This window comes from Micromonospora globbae (genome assembly GCF_036184225.1).
Classification (GTDB): Bacteria; Actinomycetota; Actinomycetes; order Mycobacteriales; family Micromonosporaceae; genus Micromonospora; species Micromonospora globbae.
Genome location: NZ_CP108084.1, coordinates 3,619,435 through 3,637,907 on the forward strand (window position 1 = coordinate 3,619,435; position 18,473 = coordinate 3,637,907).

22 protein-coding genes, 1 tRNA gene and 1 pseudogene are annotated in these 18,473 nt (G+C 71.6%); 13 read left to right on the forward strand and 11 right to left on the reverse strand.

Annotated features, from left to right (window positions below):
* Positions 1 to 66 precede the first annotated feature (66 nt).
* The 3 genes from OG994_RS15965 (at position 67) to OG994_RS15975 (ending at position 3,460) form a co-directional block, all read left to right on the forward strand.
* Complete coding sequence (locus tag OG994_RS15965) at positions 67 to 1,044, forward strand: aldo/keto reductase (protein ID WP_328853727.1); 978 nt, start codon at positions 67 to 69, stop codon at positions 1,042 to 1,044.
* Positions 1,045 to 1,091: 47 nt separating this feature from the next.
* Complete coding sequence (locus OG994_RS15970; RefSeq protein ID WP_328850184.1) at positions 1,092 to 2,045, forward strand: D-2-hydroxyacid dehydrogenase family protein; 954 nt, start codon at positions 1,092 to 1,094, stop codon at positions 2,043 to 2,045.
* Between the two features lie 179 nt (positions 2,046 to 2,224).
* On the forward strand, positions 2,225 to 3,460 hold the full coding sequence (locus tag OG994_RS15975; RefSeq protein ID WP_328850185.1) for a low temperature requirement protein A: 1,236 nt from the start codon (positions 2,225 to 2,227) through the stop codon (positions 3,458 to 3,460).
* A gap of 11 nt (positions 3,461 to 3,471) precedes the next feature.
* Here the strand turns inward: OG994_RS15975 and OG994_RS15980 are convergent, their stop codons facing one another.
* A complete protein-coding gene (locus OG994_RS15980; RefSeq protein ID WP_158610110.1) occupies positions 3,472 to 3,630 on the reverse strand; it encodes a hypothetical protein in 159 nt (52 codons plus the stop codon).
* Between the two features lie 81 nt (positions 3,631 to 3,711).
* Here OG994_RS15980 and OG994_RS15985 point away from each other — a divergent pair, with 81 nt between their 5' ends.
* A complete protein-coding gene (locus tag OG994_RS15985; RefSeq protein ID WP_328850186.1) occupies positions 3,712 to 3,900 on the forward strand; it encodes a hypothetical protein in 189 nt (62 codons plus the stop codon).
* A 344-nt stretch (positions 3,901 to 4,244) separates the two neighbouring features.
* Positions 4,245 to 5,324, forward strand: a complete 1,080-nt coding sequence (locus OG994_RS15990) for an endonuclease/exonuclease/phosphatase family protein (protein WP_328850187.1) — start codon at positions 4,245 to 4,247, stop codon at positions 5,322 to 5,324.
* Between the two features lie 191 nt (positions 5,325 to 5,515).
* On the opposite strand, the gene OG994_RS15995 is transcribed toward OG994_RS15990, so the two are convergent.
* The 4 genes from OG994_RS15995 to OG994_RS16010 form a co-directional block, all read right to left on the reverse strand.
* Positions 5,516 to 5,824, reverse strand: coding sequence for a hypothetical protein (locus OG994_RS15995; RefSeq protein ID WP_120329469.1), 309 nt, complete (start codon positions 5,822 to 5,824; stop codon positions 5,516 to 5,518).
* Positions 5,821 to 6,000: a hypothetical protein gene (locus tag OG994_RS16000; RefSeq protein WP_328850188.1), complete on the reverse strand. Its 180-nt coding sequence runs from the start codon at positions 5,998 to 6,000 to the stop codon at positions 5,821 to 5,823. Before OG994_RS16000 ends, OG994_RS15995 begins: the two co-directional genes overlap by 4 nt.
* Positions 6,001 to 6,335: 335 nt before the next feature.
* Positions 6,336 to 7,547 (reverse strand): helix-turn-helix domain-containing protein, encoded by a 1,212-nt coding sequence (locus OG994_RS16005; protein ID WP_328850189.1) that lies wholly within the window; start codon positions 7,545 to 7,547, stop codon positions 6,336 to 6,338.
* 90 nt (positions 7,548 to 7,637) lie between these two features.
* Entirely contained in the window at positions 7,638 to 8,243 is a 606-nt protein-coding gene (locus OG994_RS16010) for a GNAT family N-acetyltransferase (RefSeq protein WP_328850190.1), read from the reverse strand.
* A gap of 588 nt (positions 8,244 to 8,831) precedes the next feature.
* Between OG994_RS16010 and OG994_RS16015 the strand changes: the two genes are divergently transcribed.
* Both OG994_RS16015 and OG994_RS16020 read left to right on the forward strand, forming a co-directional pair.
* Entirely contained in the window at positions 8,832 to 9,245 is a 414-nt protein-coding gene (locus OG994_RS16015; protein ID WP_328850191.1) for a hypothetical protein, read from the forward strand.
* 290 nt (positions 9,246 to 9,535) lie between these two features.
* Positions 9,536 to 9,808: pseudogene (locus tag OG994_RS16020) on the forward strand (tyrosine-type recombinase/integrase); the annotation flags it as partial.
* Positions 9,809 to 9,855: 47 nt separating this feature from the next.
* Here OG994_RS16020 and OG994_RS16025 read toward each other — a convergent pair.
* The 3 genes from OG994_RS16025 to OG994_RS16035 all read right to left on the reverse strand — a co-directional run bounded on the left by OG994_RS16025 (position 9,856) and on the right by OG994_RS16035 (position 10,998).
* The gene (locus OG994_RS16025) at positions 9,856 to 10,191 is read right to left on the reverse strand and encodes a hypothetical protein (protein ID WP_328850192.1); all 336 of its coding nucleotides are present in this window, start codon (positions 10,189 to 10,191) and stop codon (positions 9,856 to 9,858) included.
* Positions 10,192 to 10,291: 100 nt separating this feature from the next.
* Positions 10,292 to 10,363: transfer RNA gene (locus OG994_RS16030), tRNA-Val, on the reverse strand.
* Between the two features lie 50 nt (positions 10,364 to 10,413).
* Complete coding sequence (locus OG994_RS16035; protein WP_328850193.1) at positions 10,414 to 10,998, reverse strand: TIGR02611 family protein; 585 nt, start codon at positions 10,996 to 10,998, stop codon at positions 10,414 to 10,416.
* 273 nt (positions 10,999 to 11,271) lie between these two features.
* Here OG994_RS16035 and OG994_RS16040 point away from each other — a divergent pair, with 273 nt between their 5' ends.
* Positions 11,272 to 11,703, forward strand: coding sequence for an SsgA family sporulation/cell division regulator (locus tag OG994_RS16040; RefSeq protein WP_007457244.1), 432 nt, complete (start codon positions 11,272 to 11,274; stop codon positions 11,701 to 11,703).
* 124 nt (positions 11,704 to 11,827) lie between these two features.
* Here the strand turns inward: OG994_RS16040 and OG994_RS16045 are convergent, their stop codons facing one another.
* Entirely contained in the window at positions 11,828 to 12,604 is a 777-nt protein-coding gene (locus OG994_RS16045; RefSeq protein WP_120329464.1) for a glucose 1-dehydrogenase, read from the reverse strand.
* Between the two features lie 255 nt (positions 12,605 to 12,859).
* Here OG994_RS16045 and OG994_RS16050 point away from each other — a divergent pair, with 255 nt between their 5' ends.
* The 3 genes from OG994_RS16050 (at position 12,860) to OG994_RS16060 (ending at position 14,465) form a co-directional block, all read left to right on the forward strand.
* Entirely contained in the window at positions 12,860 to 13,765 is a 906-nt protein-coding gene (locus OG994_RS16050) for a helix-turn-helix transcriptional regulator (RefSeq protein ID WP_120329463.1), read from the forward strand.
* 95 nt (positions 13,766 to 13,860) lie between these two features.
* Positions 13,861 to 14,040 carry a DUF4236 domain-containing protein gene (locus OG994_RS16055; RefSeq protein ID WP_120329462.1) on the forward strand — a complete coding sequence of 60 codons (180 nt, stop codon included), beginning with the start codon at positions 13,861 to 13,863 and terminating at the stop codon, positions 14,038 to 14,040.
* A 167-nt stretch (positions 14,041 to 14,207) separates the two neighbouring features.
* On the forward strand, positions 14,208 to 14,465 hold the full coding sequence (locus OG994_RS16060) for a hypothetical protein (protein ID WP_120329461.1): 258 nt from the start codon (positions 14,208 to 14,210) through the stop codon (positions 14,463 to 14,465).
* Positions 14,466 to 14,543: 78 nt separating this feature from the next.
* Here OG994_RS16060 and OG994_RS16065 read toward each other — a convergent pair whose 3' ends face one another.
* The gene (locus tag OG994_RS16065; protein WP_120329460.1) at positions 14,544 to 15,470 is read right to left on the reverse strand and encodes a hypothetical protein; all 927 of its coding nucleotides are present in this window, start codon (positions 15,468 to 15,470) and stop codon (positions 14,544 to 14,546) included.
* 25 nt (positions 15,471 to 15,495) lie between these two features.
* Positions 15,496 to 16,017 carry a VOC family protein gene (locus OG994_RS16070; protein WP_120329459.1) on the reverse strand — a complete coding sequence of 174 codons (522 nt, stop codon included), beginning with the start codon at positions 16,015 to 16,017 and terminating at the stop codon, positions 15,496 to 15,498.
* 49 nt (positions 16,018 to 16,066) lie between these two features.
* Between OG994_RS16070 and OG994_RS16075 the strand changes: the two genes are divergently transcribed.
* Together OG994_RS16075 and OG994_RS16080 are read left to right on the forward strand one after the other, a co-directional pair.
* Complete coding sequence (locus OG994_RS16075; RefSeq protein ID WP_120329554.1) at positions 16,067 to 16,528, forward strand: MarR family winged helix-turn-helix transcriptional regulator; 462 nt, start codon at positions 16,067 to 16,069, stop codon at positions 16,526 to 16,528.
* Positions 16,529 to 16,585: 57 nt separating this feature from the next.
* Positions 16,586 to 18,385: a tetratricopeptide repeat protein gene (locus OG994_RS16080; protein ID WP_328850194.1), complete on the forward strand. Its 1,800-nt coding sequence runs from the start codon at positions 16,586 to 16,588 to the stop codon at positions 18,383 to 18,385.
* Positions 18,386 to 18,473 lie beyond the last annotated feature (88 nt).

The following is an 18,473-nucleotide window of genomic DNA, read 5'->3' on the forward strand; positions in this document are numbered from 1 at the left end:
ATCGCCATCGCCGCGCTCAGCGGCGCCAGCAATGCCTACCACCTGGCAGAGGAACGGAGAACGCTGATGAAGTACATCAAGCTGGGAGACCTGGAGGTCTCTCGTATCGGTCTGGGCCTGGTATCGATGTCCTACGCCTACACCGGAGCCGGCACGGATGATGCCGAGTCGATCCGCACCATCCACCGGGCCCTGGAACTGGGCGTCACGCACCTGGACACCGCCGAGTTCTACGGTCCGTACCTCAACGAGGAACTTCTCGGCAAGGCACTCAAGGGCCGCCGCGACCAGGCCGTGGTGGCGACGAAGTTCGGCCTGATCTCGCATGTGCGCGGTGAGGCAGGACAGCCGGACAGCAGCCCGGCCAACATCCGCACCGCCGTCGAAGGGTCGCTCAAGCGGTTGGGAACCGACCACATCGACCTGTACTACCAGCACCGGGTCGACCCGAACACGCCCATCGAGGACACGGTCGGGGCACTGGCCGAGCTGGTCAGCGAAGGCAAAATCCGCCACATCGGCCTGTCCGAGGCCGGACCGGAGACGATCCGCCGCGCCCACGCCGTACACCCCATCACCGCCGTCCAGTCGGAGTACTCCCTGTGGACCCGGCACCCCGAGGCGCAGGTGCTGCCGTTGCTGCGCGAGCTGAACATCGGCTTCGTGCCCTACTCGCCCCTCGGACGCGGCTTCCTCACCGGGCAGATCCGCTCGACCAGCGACTTCGACGACACCGACCTGCGGAAGAACAACCCGCGCTTCACCGGCGAGAACTTCCGACGCAACCTGCGAATCGCCGACGAGGTCCAAGCCATCGCCGCCGAAGCCGGTGCCACCCCGGCACAGATCGCACTGGCCTGGCTGCTGAGCCGGGGCGACGACATCGCCCCCATCCCCGGCACCAAGCGTGTGGCCCGCGTCGAGGAGAACACCGCCGCCGACGCCGTGGAACTGACCGCGGAACAGATGGCGAAGCTCGACAACCTTCCCCCCGCTGTCGGCGACACCCACGACGAAGCCGGCCTGCGCATGCTGGAGCGGTGACCCCGGCGCCGCACGCACCCACCTACACGAAAGGCGGATCCTTCGTCGTGTCAACCGACCTACGCTGCGCCGTGCTGGACGACTACCAGGGGGTGGCACTCGGGCTGGCGGACTGGTCCCGAGTCCGGGCCACCAGCTTCCGCGAGCACTTCACCAGCGCCGACGATCTCGTGGCGGCCATCCAGGACTACGAGATCGTGGTCGCCATGAGGGAGCGCACGCCGTTCCCCGCCGAGGTGTTCGACCGGCTGCCCCACCTGCGGCTGCTCGTCACCACCGGCATGAGCAACGCCGCCATCGACCTGGAGGCGGCGCGGGCGCACGGTGTCACGGTGAGCGGCACCGGCGGCGGCTGGACCTCGACCGTCGAGCTGACCTGGGCGCTGATCCTCGGCCTGGCCCGCCACCTGGTGCCCGAGGCGACCGCGCTGCGCGGCGGCGGTCCCTGGCAGCACACCCTCGGCACCGACCTGCACGGACGCACCCTCGGGCTGCTCGGCCTGGGCAGGATCGGATCGCAGGTGGCGGCGGTCGGGCGGGCGTTCGGCATGGACGTGCTGGCCTGGAGCCAGAACCTGACGCGGGAGCGGGCCGAGGCGGCCGGCGCGCGGCTGGCCCCGAGCCTGGACGCCCTGCTCGCCGACTCCGACGTCGTCTCCGTTCACCTCGTGCTCGGCGACCGGACGCGTGGCCTCGTCGGCGCGCGGGAACTCGCGGCGATGAAGCCCACCGCGTACCTGGTCAACACCTCGCGGGCGGCGATCGTCGACCAGTCCGCCCTGGCGTCCGCGCTGCGCGAGGGGCGGATCGCGGGGGCCGGGCTGGATGTGTTCGACGAGGAGCCGCTCCCCGCCGGCCATGACTTCCGTACGCTGCCGAACGTCCTGGCCACGCCGCACCTCGGCTATGTCACCGAGCGGAACTACGCCACGTTCTTCCGTGACGCCGTGGACGACATCGGCGCCTTCCTCGACGGCAACCCGATCCGGACGCTGACCTGACCCACTCGACCGTCGCCCTGGCCGGGAAGACACCGGTCTTGCCGCGGTTGCCCCCTGGTGGCTGAACCGGCGATCGCACGTGCCGCCACAACGACAATGCGGTGTCCGCCGCCGGTCCCGGAGCAACGCCTCTCGCAGTCGGCTCGTTGGTGCGGCGGGAGGCGGACGGAGGCGGGACCATGGCGGTGGGAGGCGGTGCGGACCTGCTACGCCCTCCCAGGAGTTCGGGCCGCGCCACATTCCTGGAGCTCTTCTTCGACCTTGCCTTCGTCGTGGCCCTCACCCGGGTCTCGCAACGATTTGCCGGTCTGACCGATGACACGGGCTGGCAGCTCGTCACGGGGTGTGCGCGTACGCTGCTGCTCTTCCTGGCGCTCTGGCTGATCTGGTCGCACACCGCCTGGATCACCAGTCGCTACGAACCAGAGCGGCCGATCATCCAGGCCGTCGTGGTCGGCACCATGTTCGCCGGCCTCGTCATGGCGGTGACGCTGCCACGTGCCATGGAGGAGCGAGCGCTGCCGTTCGCGGTCGCGTACCTGCTGGTGATGGTGGTGCGGCCGCTGGTGGTCGCCGCCGCGCTGCGTGGCCATCCGCGACGGCTGGTGCCGTTCCGGCTTGCCGCATGGTCGGCGGCGACCGCTCCGCTGTGGCTGGCCGGCGCGTTGGGCCCGGACGACCTTCGCCTGCCACTGTGGGTTGCCGCCCTCGCTGGCGACTACCTCGCCTGGGCCCTGGGCTGGCCGCTGCCGCGGCTCGGGGCCTCGGCGGTGGGCCGATGGCGGATCGCCGGGACGCATCTTGCCGACCGCTACCAGCAGATCTTCCTCATCGCACTGGGTGAGTCGATTCTGGTCATCGGCGTGGTCTTCAGCGGGACGGAATACTCGGCGTGGCGGGCCGCCGCCTTCGGGGTCGCGTTCGCCACCAGCGCGCTGCTCTGGCGGATCTACTTCCACCGCGCCGGTCTGCTGCTGACCGAGGCGCTTGGCCGGGCGGCCATGCCCGGCCGGCTGGGCGCAGCGTCGGAACGGACGCATCTGCTGGTCGTGCTCAGCGTGCTCGTCACCGCGGTCGGCTACGAGCTGGTGATCGATCACCCGTACGGGCCGCCGCGGCCAAGCTGGCTTCTGTTCGTGGTAGGCGGCCCGGTGCTCTTCCTCGTCGCCCGGATGCGGCTGGAGTACGAGATCTTCGGCAGCGCTCCCCGATCCCAGATGACCGGCTTGGCGGCCCTGTTGCTGCTCACGCCGGCGTTGGCCCACGGGACGCCGATGGTCGGGCTGAGCGTGGTTGCCGGGGCGCTGGCCCTGGTCGCGCTACTCGACGCGCTGCGGAGCCGGAGACGGCCGTTGGAGTTCTCCGCCTCGCCGATCGGGCAGGAGGCATCCGGCGACCCCGACTCCGAGGCGTGACTCCCGACGGCCTAGCTGCGTCGGCTCCATCGACGCCACCCGAGCAGACCTGCGACCGCGACCGCGATGGCGGCGAGGATGAACCAGTCCCCCGCAGCGGTCGCCTCCGGCACCACCCGCACCGGCTCGGACTCGGCCTCGTAATCGTCGCTCTCGGGCGCCTCGTACATGCCGACACGCTATCGCGCCAGGGCGACGCCCTGTACGACCTCGCCGTCCTGACGCTCTGACACGAGGAGCACCTTGACGACGTGGTCGCCGGCTACCGCACCGATGTCGACCTCGACGTGATCCGCGGATGGTGGTCGTGCCGCAGCCTGGTGGCGATCCGCTGGCTGGTCGAGCACGGCTTCGACCCGGCCGCGCCGGGTTGCGAGGTGGGATGTGCTGAGAGCCCGGACGTGAGGCCACCCGCGCTCCCCACCGCTCATGGAACCTGACGGACGCCCGGGCAGGCGCAGCCGGGTCGGCGCCCAGGGAGGATCTGTCACCGAATCCACGGCACGATCGGATGGCTCCGGCGGGCCTTTACAGAACCCTTAACTCCCGCTTGAGACCGTATTGCCGGAAGACGAGGGATACGGAGAGCACGGGTGACGAGGTGGGCCGGAGCCCCGCCGGGTCCGACGCCGGGATCCGGATGCTCCTGCTCACCGCTGCCGCCGGTATCCGGAACACGGTGGAGAGCCTTGGTCGGGGCACCCGACGACCACCTGACCGGCCCGGCCGACCTCACCCGAGACCCGAGGCCGCAGCAGTGACCGGCACGTGAGCGAGGACAGACATGACGAGGGTGGACGAGGCGGAGTCCGGGCGGGACGACGCCAGCAGCCGGGATGCCGGCGCCGGAACCGGCCGTGCCCGCATCCGCCGGGCGATACGCGCCGCCTCCCGGCCGGGCCCCTGGAAGCGCGGCCGACCGATCGCGGCGCTGGCACTCCTGCTCGGGCTCCTCATGCTGCTACATGCGAAGATCCCGAACCGGATCGGGAACGTCGGCAGCCTGGTGGAGACCTTCCTGCCGTGGTTCGGTCTGTTCATCCCCGTACTGCTGATCGGGGCGCTGTGGCGTCGCTCCGCCTCCGCGGTGGTCGCGCTGCTGGTGCCGGCCGTGGTGTGGCTGAACCTCTTCGGCGGGCTGCTGGGCGACAGGTCCCACCCCGGCGGCGACCTCACCGTGGCCGAGCACAACGTCGGCGCCGGCAATTCCGACCCGGTCGGCACGGCCCGCGACCTGGCCGCCTCCGGGGCGGACGTGCTGGCCTTGGTGGAGCTGACCGAGCAGGCCCGGGGCACGTACGAGGATGCGCTGTCGGAGGCGTACCCGTACCACGCGGTGCAGGGCACGGTCGGGCTGTGGAGCAAGCTGCCACTGTCGGACACCCAGCCGGTCGACATCAAGATGGACGCCGGGCCGCTGGCGGCCACCCAGCCGGTCGACATCAGGATGGGCTACACCCGGGCGCTGCGCACCACGGTGAGCACGGACCAGGGCCCGCTGGCGGTGTACGTGGCCCACCTGGGGTCCGTACGGGTCAATCCCAGGGCGGGCTTCTCGACGGCCCACCGGGACCGAAACGCGCAGGCGCTCGGCGAGGCCATCGCCGCCGAGCAGAACGAGCGGGTGGTGCTGCTCGGCGACCTGAACGGCACCACGGACGACCGCGCGTTCGCCGACATCACCTCGCGGCTGCGCTCGGCTCACGACGCGGCCGGGGACCGCTTCGGCTTCACCTGGCCGGCGGAGTTCCCGATGGTGCGGATCGACCAGATCCTGGTCCGCGGCGTGGAGCCGACGAGCTCGTGGGTGCTGCCGGCCACCGGCAGCGACCACCTGCCGGTGGCGGCCAGAATCAGCTGGTGAACCCCGGCTGGCCGCCCTGGACGTCCACCTGCGAGCCCCCATGCAGGTGCTGGGGCACGGCGAGCTGCTGTACGGGCACCCCCGATGAAAGGGAATGGCCCTTTACGTGCGTGGGCGATACTGGGGATCGAACCAGTGACCTCTTCGGTGTGAACTCTCGGCGAGTCGGTTGGACCGGGCTTGGTACGAGGTCAGACGGCCTGTTGAGGCGCTTCTCGGCTCGGTTCGGCTGGCACAGTTGCTGTACTTCGCTGCTGTACTGCTGGCATGGGCTGGTCGGCCGCCCTGGTCCAGCCGAGGAAGCGGCGGTGCAGCACGCCGGCCGGTGTCCAGGGCATGTCCTCGGTGGCTTGGACGAGGTAGGAGCCGAGGTAGAGGGCCAGCGACACCGGGGCGTCGGCATACTCGGCCCGCAGCTCCCGCTTCCGCGTCGGGCAGGGCCAGGGCAGGTCGCAGCCTCCGCAGCTCCAGATCGGCATGACCGGGCCATGGGTGGTCACCGCACACCCTCCAGGAAACGAGCGGTGATTGTCCGGGCCTGCTGGCTGGTCGCCCAATCCACCTGCCAGCACGGGTACGGAGTCAGCCGTGACCACCAGGCGCGGCAGCCAACGCACATGCCATCGAGCCCTCGGATGTGCACGGCGACGATCGTCTGCTCCTGCCCGCTTCTCACTGCTCATCCTCCTGCGGCCAATGGCCACGGTTGATCGGAACCCGATGCCGGGCACGGCAGGGAAGGTCTGCTCCACAGCGGCAGACGCGCCGCCAGAGCTTCCATGACCACACCGGCCGATGCCTGCGGGCGAGAGTCAGCGCGGTAGCCGAGAGGTAGTCGTCATACGAGACACGCCGCACATACCCTCCCTCGTCGATCACGAGGGCGGCCTCATGCCCTCGCAGCTGAGAGGGACGCGACGACCAGGCGACAGCCGCACCGCCCGCCGCATCCCGTGAGCAAGAAGCTACGGGCGGTCGCCGAGCGGAACGGGTACGGTTCGTACCCGCAGATCAGGAGAGAAGCCCGACCTTCAGGGCGAGATCACGGGCGTCGTCACGGGTGGAACGCGGGCCATCGAGCAGGTCCAAGGTGATCTGGCGGGCGTACCCGTTGAAGCGAATTGTTTCCGGGGCCGACTCGTAGGCCCGCCGGAGGGTTGTCACGGCCAGTTCCTGGTCGTCCTTGCCGTAGTGCGCCCGCGCGACCTCGATCAGATGACGCGCCCGACGCGGCCTCGACGGAATCGCCGCCGAATCATGGCGGCGTGCCTGCCGCACCGCCTCACCGGACTTCTGCAACTCCACCGCCACCGTCACCGCGTGAGCGCCCATGATGACGCGGGAGAATGACGTCTGCGGCTGGTAGAAGTCCTGCGGCAGGCGCTGCGCCACCCGGTCCGCGCGATCCCAGTACCGCCAGGCGCGGCCTTCCTCACCAGCACGAGCGGCGGTGTACGCGGCCTCGAAGTTCAGCGCACCCCAGAGCGCCAGCAGATTCGTGTTCCCGTCCGCCGTCCGTGGCTCCAGCGTCGACAGGACGTCCAGTGTCACCGCCATAGCGGTATCCCAGTCGCCGGCGTCCCGATGCACCTGGCACAGGAACCATGCCGCGCACGCCACCGCCTCCGGGTTGCCGGACTCCTGCGCCGCCACCATCGCCCGGTCCGCGACCCGCCACAACAGCTCGGCGGCGGGTTGGTAGGCGAGAAACATCTGCGTGAGCCCAAGCGTCTCCGCCAACAGCGCCTGCGCCTGCCGGCGCTCGTCACCCTCGTACCCCAACGCGGCGCGCTGCACATCATGCAGCAGCCCCGGCAGCAACCCGCCCAGCACCGTTCGGTGGTCGGACGCCTGATGGCGTGCCCGCCACGCCATCGCAAGCCGATCTCTCAAGCTCGTCAACGACTCGGCGGGAGCCTCCTCGGAGAGTACGAAGCGGTTCACGGCGTCCCGTACCGACGCAAGTGCCGGATGCTCCGGCCCGTTGACCACGGCGGACCGGTCGCTCAACTCCCCGATCAACGCTGACACGTCGACCTTGAGCGCACGCGCGATGCGATCCAGCATGTGGATGCGCGGCGGCAGGATCCGGTCGGTCTCCACCGCCTTGACCCACTCGGCGCTGCGACCCACCAACCCACCGAGCACCGCGCGCGTCTTCCCCGACCGCTCCCGGTAGACCTTCAACCGCTGCCCGAAGGTCAGTTCCGGCAAGGAATCCATCCCGAACCTCCTCGTAGCGCGGGATGCACCATCGGCCCCCGGGCCGCCGTCCCACCAACGCTACCGGCCTGCCTGCGCCCTTATAACCCCTCACACACCGCGCACCGACTTCCGCGCCGGCGCAACGGTGCCTCGCCCCCTCGTTTGTCCCGGTCGCGACAGCCATTCCCGGGCCAACATCGCGAACACGAGCTGGTCGGCCCACTCGCCGCGGAACAGGTAGCTCTCGACATGCCGCGCCTCGCACCGCATCCCCAGCCGGGTCATCAGCCGGGCCGATGCCTCGTTGCCGGCGTGGCACCGGCCGTAGACGCGGTGCAGGCCGAACTCCTCGAAGCCCCATCCCAACAGCGCCGCCACGGCCTCGGTGGCCAGCCCCCGGCCCGAGAACTCCGGGTTGAAGACGTACCCGATCTCGGCGGTGCGGTCGGCCTGGCTCCGCCAGACCAGTTCAACGGTGCCGGTCACCCGCCCATTCGCCTCCGCGGCCAAGGTCAGGACGTCGCCCTCGGCACGCAGCGCGTCCTCGTTTGTCATCGCCGCCACCGACTCCCGCGACTGCTCGCGGCTGCGCGGCTCATTGCCGAGCATCCAGCGGCACACGTCGGGCCGGCGCTGGTACGCGTACACGTCGTCAAGGTCGTCCATCGTGACCGGCCGAAGGGTGAGCCGGCGCGTGCGGATCGGGGTGAACACGGCCGAAGCGTACGGGATCCGGCCCGCTCGGTCGGGACAGCTTCGCCAAAGCCGGGGACGGGCGGCCGGTCCCGAGCAGTGGAAGACTGCCCATGACGCTTCGGTGTGAACGCCAGGCGCGGGACGTACGGGATAGTCCGGCCGTGTGGAGCGCCGTGGCTACTCGGCGGGCGTTCGTGCTACACCGTGCGCCAGCGCAGACGAGCGCGACGAGGTGGGTTCGTCGACGGCGTGCCACCGGTCTTGGACGGCCTCGGAAGGCCGCCGGCGGCTCTGCCACGGCGCCGAGCTCCGTCACCCAGTGCTGGACGGCGAGGTGGTCGATCCGGGAGGCGGCACGAACAGCAGAAGTATCCACCGGTGACGATCTGCCCTGACCTGTGACCGGGCACTGTTGCCTCGAGGCGATGATCCGTACTAAGTGGAGCGATGAGGCCGCGGGGCCGGGTTGATCTGCTAGCCTCCATCCGTCTGCATAGCACGGGATGCCTACTGTCCGGCTCGATAACTGGGCGGAGGACCGGTCCGGCCAGTCCGCTATATCAGCATGACGAGGGTCGATGCCGAGCGTCGACCAAGGAGGCGTAGATGCTCAAGAGGACTCGGGCCTTTCTCGCGGTGGTCGTGACGGCAACTGCCGCACTCTTGGCGCTAGGTTCACCCGCGCAGGCGGCCCAAACCGCATACCTCGACAAGATCCAGTGGATATCGGCAAGCCCTAACGACTCCATGGCTAGGTCATGCCAAACCAGGTCTATCACGTTGGCTAGCGGGCGGTACGCGTGGGGCATCGTGAGAGGCTCTGAGAACATCTGGCTCCGAGACATAACTCTCGCCGCCGGAACCTACACGTGGCAAGCTTGTCTCGACCCAGGTAACGGCATCTACTACTTCACCTCTGTGCTGGACGGGCCTTCGGTCCCAGCCACCATCAACTCGTACATTGGCTTCGCGGTAGACGGTCACTGGAATTGGGGCAGCTACCTGGACCCCTACTTCTAGGCCGTCAACACCCTTGCGTCATTCCCCGAAAGACGATCTTTGTGCGGGCCATGCAAGCGTGCGAGAGGCCAAGGCTTTGCCGGCGAGGTCGCGGACCAGCCCGGCGGCGACGGTCTCGCCTGGCACGGTGATGCGCTGACGTTGCGCCGGCAGCCTACGAGACGTTCGTCCGCCGCTACATCGCCCCCGGCCTCGGGGCCAATCGGCTCGACCGGCTCCAGTCGCGGGACGTGCAGATCTGGATCAACCAGGTGGCCCGGACCTGCCAATGCTATGCCCAGGGCAAGGACGTCTTCACCATCCGCCACGGCACACCCATCGAGCCGCGCAACTTCCAACGCTCCTGGCAGACGAGATGCGGGAGAGCCAACGTCACGCCGATCACCGTTCACGACGCCCGCCGCACCGGCGCCACGCTCCTGGCCGACCTCGACGTCCACCCGAGAGTCGCCATGCAGCTCCCCGGCACGCCCGTTTCTCCGTGACAATGGAGATACACCCAGGTCTCATCGAAGGCGACCCGCGACGCCCTCAAGCGCCTCGGCGATTTCCTCGGCATCTGACGCACACCCGGTCAGGTCCCGGCGGCTCAGATGCGCAGGGTGCACCGTCAGCTGTCGCCAGTGCTGGCGGCTGGCAGGTCGAGGTACGCCAGCAGCCGCAGAACGCCCGCGAGGTGTTGCAGGTCGTGCCAGAGCACCGGCATGTCGTCTGCCGGACGGCGCAGCAGCGCGCGCAGTTCCGCAACGTCGTCACTGCTCTGCCCGACGTCGATTGCCGCCGCCGGGTCATGCGCCAGCTCGAACGCGGACCGCAGGTCGACGTTCCAATAGTGGTCGACACCGAGGCCCGACAGATCGACCTCCGCGCCGAACCGCTTCTCCACTGCGTCCAGCAGCATGCCGCACACCCGGCGAAGATCATCGACCCTCAGCACGTCGGCCACGGTTACCACACCTCGGTAGCGCCCGCACAGAACGACCTCGGCTGCTGTACGGGCAGCAAAAAGGCCATCCCCGATGAATGGGAATGGCCTTTGACCTGCGTGGGCGATACTGGGATCGAACCAGTGACCTCTTCGGTGTGAACGAAGCGCTCTCCCGCTGAGCTAATCGCCCTCAGCGCGGATGACTGTACCTGATCCTGTGGGCGGACGGCGAATCCGGGGTCAGTGCGTCGCGAGGTAGTGCATGATCCGGGCGACCACGTCGATGCCGAGGCTGTACTTGAGGGAGAGCCAGAGCACGGCCGCCACGAAGACGAGGCCCACCACCCCCAGCACGAATCGCACGCCGAGTGACTGTCTCGTCACCCACCGGGTCCAGCTCTGGACGTTGCGGCGGGTGAAGGCGAGCAGTCGCTTGGCCCAGTGGAACTCCACGGCCCAGATGCCGAGGCCGGCGATCACCAGCAGCCAGCCCGGCCCGGGCAGGGGGATGAGGGCGGCACCGACCGTGACGACGATCGCACCGGCGATGGCCACGAAGATCTTCAGGGCGATCCGGCCCGTGGGGTTCGCCCGGATGAGATCGAGGGTCAGGGACAGGCGCTGCCGCCACCGGGGGCGCCGCCGTTCGGCGAGGGCGACCCCTGCCGCGCCCCGTTCCGGCGTCCCGTCACCCACGGCCGGCCGACCGGACCGGTCGTGCTGCTCCATCGGCACCGCGTACCCCCGCTTTTCGGCTGCTCGGACCGCGACTTTCGGTGGGCCGGGCGCCGCGATCGGATCCACTGAGGATCGTTTCGTGACCATTTCACCCCCTAGTGTCGCTCGGGACCGTCACCCCTTCCGACGACTGGACGTTACCGGAGTAAGTCGACGACTGAACCACCCGATGCCGGGCGGGACGACGCACTGGGCAGAACCGGAAATCCTACATGAATTTTCACATTCAGGAGGCCTTTCCGAACCCCTTCCCACCACTGGGTGAAGTCAGCGTATGGCGGAGCGTAGCCAGGAGTAGCACCTGAGTATGGGAAAAGCGGGACACGCGCGTTCCGCAGCGGTGCCGGGGGGAGAACGTCCATGAGTGTCATCCGACCGACGACCGTAGAGGTCGAGACGTCGCTAAGGCTCGTCGCGCCTGACGCCACCGCCTTGCCGGTGCGTGCCAGCCTGCGTTACGACCCTGCTGACCCGTATGCGGTCCATGTCCTGTTCCACGCCGAGTCGGCGGGGGGCGAGGCCGTCAGCTGGTCGTTCGCGCGGGAACTGCTGGTCACGGGTCTCGACGAGCCGGCTGGTATCGGCGACGTCCGGGTGTGGCCGTGGGCCACCCCGCGCGGCGACTTCGTCGCGCTGGCGCTGTCGTCACCCGACGGCAACGCTCTCTTCGAGGTGCCGAGGAGCGTCCTGGTGCGCTTCCTGCGGCGGACCTACGTCGTCGTCCCGCGCGGCCGCGAGGCCGAGCACCTGGACGTCGACACAGCGGTCAACCGGCTGCTCGCCGGCCGCTGAGCACCGTCACACCGGGTAACACCGGCCATCCGGCCACCGGGGCCGCGCGGATCTGCCGAGTCCGCGCGGCTCCACCACACCCGGGCGTACGTCGGGCCGCCCGCCCCCCGGGCCGGGCCGACGTTCAGCCGTGGGTGGTGATGCCGCCGTCGACCGGAATGACCGCTCCGGTGAGGTATGCCCCGGCGCGCGAGGACAGGTAGATCGCCGTACCGGCCATGTCCTCGGGCCGGCCGATCCGGCCCAGCGGCACCTGCTGCTCGATGGCCGCCCGGGACGCCGGGTCGTCCAGCGCGAACGCCATCATCTTGCTCTCGAACGGGCCGGGCGCGATCGCGTTCACGGTGATCCGCTCCCCCGCGAGCTGGTGGGCGAGGCTGCGGGTGAGCATGTGCACGGCCGCCTTGGTGGCCGAGTACGCGTACACCTCCATCCACGGCACCCGGATCCCGTCGATGGAACCGATGTTGATCACCCGGGCGGGATCGTCTTCGCTGGCCGCGGCCCGCAACGCCGGCAGCAGCGCGGTGGTGAGCCGGAAGACGGCCTTGACGTTGACCGCCCAGAGCTTGTCGAACGCGCTCTCCGGGTACGCCTCCAGCGGCGCGCCCCACGTGGCGCCCGCGTTGTTCACCAGCACGTCGAGCCGGTCGAAGCGCTCGCGGACCGCGGCGGCGAGCCCTTCGGCGCCGGCGTCGCTGGACAGGTCCGCCGGGATCGCCTCGCACCGACCCTCGGCGGAGAGCTTCTCGGCCACCGACGCGCACACGTCCGCCTTGCGGGACGAGATGACCACGTGGGCGCCGGCGCGCACGAAGCCCTCGGCGATCATCAGACCGATCCCTCGGGATCCGCCCGTGACCAGGACCGTCTTGCCTTCGACCGAGAACAGATCCGTCATGCTCACCCCATCGCGAGTCGCCGGCCGTCCGCCGATCCCGCGCGCCGTCCGCGACCTCCACGCGGCACGGCCGCGCCGTCCCGGACGACGCTACCGCCGGGTAACGTAGCCCGGCGGCGCCGACCGGGACAAGCCCGGCCGGGACGAGCGTGATCGGCACCGGACGCCGGCGAGGGCGTCGGGCCGGTGCCGGAGAGGCGCCCGCCCGCGGTGTCGGGATGCGTTGACCTGCGACGCCGACTACCGTCACCTGCGATGGTCTTCTGCGGTCAGTTCCCCCCGGCATCGGTCAGCGACGCGCTCCCCTTCCCGGTCGAGATAGAGACCCTCGCCCTGGCCGACCTGGCCGGCGATCCCGGCTGGCGGCGTCCGGTGCTCGTCGACAAGGACCTGCTGGTGCTGGCCACGAGCGGGCACGGCGACGCCGAGCTGGACTTCCAACCGCTCCCCTGCCGTCCCGGCACCCTGTTGCGGGTGCACGTCGGGCAGGTGCTGCGCTGCCCCTGCCCGCGGCTCGACGCCACCGTGGTGCGCTGGGACGCCGCGGCCCTGCGCGGCCTCGACGTCGACCCGGACGCGGTACCGGCGTGGCGGCAGCTCGCCGGCGAGGACGAGGACGCGGTCATCACCGAGGTGAGTCAGCTCGCCGTCGACTGTGCGCGGCACCGCGGGGTGGCCGCCGCCCGGGGGTTGCTCCGTCACCAGCTCGCCGTGCTGCTCCTCCGGCTCGCCCTGAGCAACGAGGCGCGGCCGGCGCCCCGGCCCGAGGAGACCACCTTCCGGCGCTTCTGCCGCGAGGTCGAGCGCGGCTACCGGCACACCCGCCGGGTGGAGGACTACGCCGCCCGGCTGGGCTGCTCGGTGCGTACGCTCACCCGCGCCTGCCTCGCGGTGACCGGACGCAGCGCCAAGCAGGTGATCGACGAGCGGGTGGCGTTGCAGGCCAGCCGCCTGCTCGCCGCCACCGACGAGCCGATCGCCCGGATCGGCCGCGGGCTGGGCTTCTCCGAGCCGACCAACTTCGGCCGGTTCTTCACGCGGGAGGTCGGCGTCAGCCCCGGGGCGTTCCGGGCCGGCCGTGAGCAACCCCCGTCCGCGCGCGTCGTGCGGCCCCGGCCGCCGGCCGAGACGTGGCGCGGGTCGCCGCACTCCGTGCGCTGAGTCCACCCTGGAACGCCTCCGAGTTTCCCGATCCGGCCGCGCGGGCATTGACGATTCCGACGGCAGGCAGGCACGGCGAGGAAGGGAGTTCGGCGATGGGTGTGATGTTCCGCAAGCGGCAGAAGATCGGGCCGCTGATCCTCAACTTCACCGAGAACGGCTTCTCCTCGTGGAGCATCAAGATCGGCCGGTGGTCCTGGAACTCCCGGGCTCGCGCGCACCGGGTGGACCTGCCCGGTCCGCTGTCGTGGAAGCAGGACAAGTCCCGGCGGTGAGCTCCCGAGGTCGCGCGGGGTGCCGGTGACACCACCGGCACCCCGGGGCAGTCGTCGTGTCGCATTTCTGATCTTGGGCGCCGGACGCCGGGTGGTCAGCAGCGAACGCCGTTATGCTCCGTACGTCAAGATCCTCAATGGATCCGCCCGTACGGAACGGAGAACAGATGGCGAACCGCCTGCGTCGTCCCCGCACCCGCAGCCTCGTGGCCGCCGCCGCACTCGCCGGTGGCCTGGTGCTGGGCACCGCCTCGCCCGCTCTCGCCGACTACACGAGCCCGCTCTACCCGACGTTGTCGGCGTGCAAGGCGGCGCGCCCGACGTACGTCTCGTCGTGGACGTCGCCGGGGCCGTGCTACCCCATGTACAACTGGAACGGCACCAAGGTGGTCGGCTACGCGTTCCTGGTGAAGACCCGGTACTGAGATCCGCCTGTCCGACGGTCATCACGGCGGGAGGGCGCCCGCCCGTCGTGGTGCGCCGCGGGCTCCCGGCGGGAGCCCTCAACCGGCGAGGGAGATGAACTCGTCACCGGCGAGCCGCCCGGACTCCCGCTCGCGGACCACCTCGCCGTCGTCGACCAGCCCGGTCAGCGCCCGCACGGCGTCGGCCGACCGGTAGACGGTGGCGGTCAGCGTGTGGCGGCGCAGCTCGCTGACCGTACGCGGACCGGAGCGGGCCAGCTCGGCGAGCAGTTCCCGGCGCAGGGGGCCGGGATCCGGGTCACGCGAGACGTCCAGCAGGTGTTCCGGGTCGGCCGGATCGCCGTACCGCAGGCCGGCGTCGACCGCCCACAGCGCGTCCTTGAACGCCTCCAGGCTGCGGTCCCACCCGGTGCCGAGCGTGATCGCCGTTCCCGTCCCGCCCTCGCCGGCCACCAGCTCCGCCTCGGCCACCAGCGGGAATCCGGCCGCCGTCAGCGCGCCGCGGGCGGGTCCGCCGCCCCAGAGCAGCAGTTCGGAGGGCCGGCCGCCGGCCGCGGCGGCCAGCACGGCCGGGTCCAGGCCCGCGGGCGGGGTCGGATCGGCGGTGCCGGCCGCGCCCGCCGTCGGGACGCCGAGGTCCACGACGGACAGGAGCGGGGCGCCGGCGGCACCGGCCGCCTTCAACGCGACGGGCAGGCGGTCCGGACCGCCCGGCACCACGTGCACGGCCACGTCGGCCGGTAGCGCGGCCTCGATCGGCCCGAGCCGCGCCGGCAGGTCGGCCGCCCCGGCGGCGAGCACGACCACCGCGAGCCGGCTACCGCGCAGCCGGTCCGCCTGCGCGGCGACCGCCCGCAGCGCGTCGTCCGCGCCACGGGCGTCCCCGTCGGCGTACGCCAGGGCGAGGGTGGCGCGGCGGGAGCGCTTCAGGGCCGCCGGCAGCCAGGCCTCCAGCTGCCGGACGAGCAGTTCACGCAGGACGGGGGCGATCGGGTCGCTGGACATCCTGCCGTTCTACCGCACGGCCGGTTCAGGCGGACACGGAGATGCCCACCCCGCCGCGGGTCTGGCCGCCGTAGCGCTGCCGCTCCCGGTCGAGGTCGAGCCGGCCGATGCGCTTGCGCGCGTCCAGCGCGGCGTCGTCGAGCAGGTCCGCCGGGACGAGCCAGACGATCTCGAACTCCAGGCCGTCCGGGTCCTGCCCGTAGAGGCTCTTGGTGCTGCCGTGGTCGGACGCGCCGACGAGCGCGCCGGCGGCGGCCAGCCGCTCGGCGGTGGCGGCGAGTTCGTCGAGCGTGTCCACCTCCCAGGCCAGGTGGTAGAGGCCCACGGTGGCGCGGCCGGCCGTCGAGCGGCCCGCGGCCGCGCCGATCTCGAAGAGGCCGAGGTCGTGGTCGTTGGTGGAGTCGGGCGCCTGGAGGAAGGCGGCGCCGCGGAAGCCGTCCGGGGTCATCTCGACCTGCCGGAAGCCCAGCACGTCCCGGTAGAAGGCGACGCTGCGCGCGAGGTCGCTGACGTAGAGGACCGCGTGGTTGAGCCGGTGGATTCCCATGCGTCGACGGTAGCTCGGTTTTGTTGAACTCTCAACTAACCGCCGTATGATGGGGGTCATGACACGGTGGTTGGATCCGGACGAGCAGCGCACCTGGCGGGCGTTCCTCGCCGCCACGCGGGGGCTCATGGAGAACCTGGACCGCGAGCTGCAACGCGACGCGGGGATGCCGCACGCGTACTACGAGATCCTGGTCCGGCTCTCCGAGGCACCCGAGCGCCGGCTGCGCATGAGCGAGCTGGCGGACGTGACCGGCTCGTCGCGCAGCCGGCTCTCGCACGCCGTGGCGCGACTCGAGGACGCCGGCTGGGTGCGGCGGGAGGACTGCCCGACGGACCGGCGGGGCCAGATTGCCCACCTCACCGACGCCGGCTTCGCGACTCTCGCGGCCGCCGCGCCCGGCCACGTCGAGGGCGTACGCCGGCACCTGTTCGACGCGCTCACCCCGGCCCAGGTCACGCAGCTGCGCCGGATCAGCGAGACGCTGGTCGACCACCTGACCGGATCCTGACGTATCCACACCGGCGCGGGTCTTGTACATACCGTGCTCGGATGAGCACGATGGGGCGTGCCCTCCGGCTTCGGCGAACTCACCGACCAGGCGCACCGGCTGGTGTCCACGGGGGACCTCGCCGGCGCGCAACGGCTGCTGTCCGACGCGCTGAGCGACGCCGACCCGCGCCCCGTCAACGCCACGCCCGACCTCGCCGAGGCGGCGAGCCTCCAGGCCCGGGTGCTGGTCGCCCTCGGCGAGCCGCACTCCGCCCGGGGCTGGGCGGCGTACGCGTACGCGGCGCACACCCGCCTGCACGGCCGCTCCGACCCCCGCACCGTCGCGGCCGCCGCGACCCTGGCCGCCGTGCTGCACCGGGTCGGCGCGCACTCCCGGGCCGCCCGCCTCTACCAGGACGTCATCATCGAGTTGACGGCGCAGGACGGCCCCGAGTCGCTGCGGGTGCTCGCCGCCCACGCCGACCTGGCCACCGTCGAGTACGCCCGCGGGCAGTGCCAGGTCGCCCGCGACCGCCTCCAGGACGCCTGGGAGCTGCACCGGGAGGTGTACGGCGACGGGCACCCGAGCGGCATCAAGATGCTCGCCCGGCTCGGCGCCATGCAGCGCGACTGCGGGCAGTTCGCCGAGGCGCACGAGAACCTCGCCCTGGCCCGGGAACTCTGCCGGCAGCACCTCCCCGTGGACGACCCGCTCGCCGTCCAGGTGGCGGCGCTCGCCCGGGCCGCCGCCAACCCCGACCACGTCTGCGCCGAGACCTCACCGGCCACGCGGGACGCCCCGGTGGTGCCCTCGGCCCGCACCCCACCCCAGGGTGACGGGCCGGCGTACCCGCCGACGGTCCCCGTGCCACGCCAGCCCGTGGACGACCCGACCGGGGCCGATCGCGCCTGGTGGCCGCCGGAGCACACCGGCGACGAGCCGCCGGCACCGGCCGCCGACGCGCCGTGGCCCGACGCGCCGGCGAGCGCCGGCGCGCCCGACGACGCCTCGTGGCCGGACGACCCGACGCCGAGGGCCGACGCCCCGTGGCCGGACGACCCGACGGCGGCGGACGCCCCGTGGTCCGATGGCTGGGCGGGGGCCGACGCCCCGTGGTCCGATGGCTCGGCGCCGGCCGACGCCCCGTGGCCGGACGACGCGCGGCCGGCCGGGGAGGCGACGTCGGGAGCCCGCGCGCATTCCGGCGCGGTCGCCGGCGAGTGGCCGCCGACCGCGTACGACGACGGGTGGCCACCGCCGAGCCGCGCCGGCGGGCCGCCCGAGGCCCGGGTGCCGCCCACGGTGGCCGGCCTGGCCGGTGAGGAGGCCGCCGGTGTGCACCGGGTACGCCGCGCCCCCGAGCCGCCGTCCCCGCTGCTGCCGGCGCCGGTGCACCGGCCGGCGCCCCCGGCGCGGCGCCGGCTCGTCCCCCTGGTGGTCGCCGGCATGGTCGTCGTGCTGCTCGGCGCGGCCGCGGTGATCGTCGGATTCAGCCGCGTCGACGGGGACGCGCCGCCCCCGGCACAGCCCCCCGCCACGACGCGCGCGGCGGCGGCGACCACCGCCGCGGCGCCCCCCAGCCCCGCGGGTCCGACCGTCTCCCCCGGTACGCCACCCACCGGCGTGAGCCTCCGCGACAACCGCGACAACGTGGCGCTGCGCTGGACCTACCCGGCCGGCGGGGAGGGGCCCGTGGTCATCTCGGGTGGGCGGGCCGGGCAGCCGAAGTCGGCCCTCACCGACCTGCCCGCCGGCACCACCAGCTTCGTCGTCTACGGGCTGAGCCCCAGCAACGACTACTGCTTCACCGTGGCGGTCGTCTGGTCCACGGACACCGTCGCCACGGCCGACGAGGTCTGCACCCGCCGCCGGTGACCGGACCGTCGCGGGGGCCGGGTGCTCACCGGAGTCGGGATCTTCCTGTTCGTCGGCCTGCCGCTCGTCGTCGTGGGTGTCCTCCTGC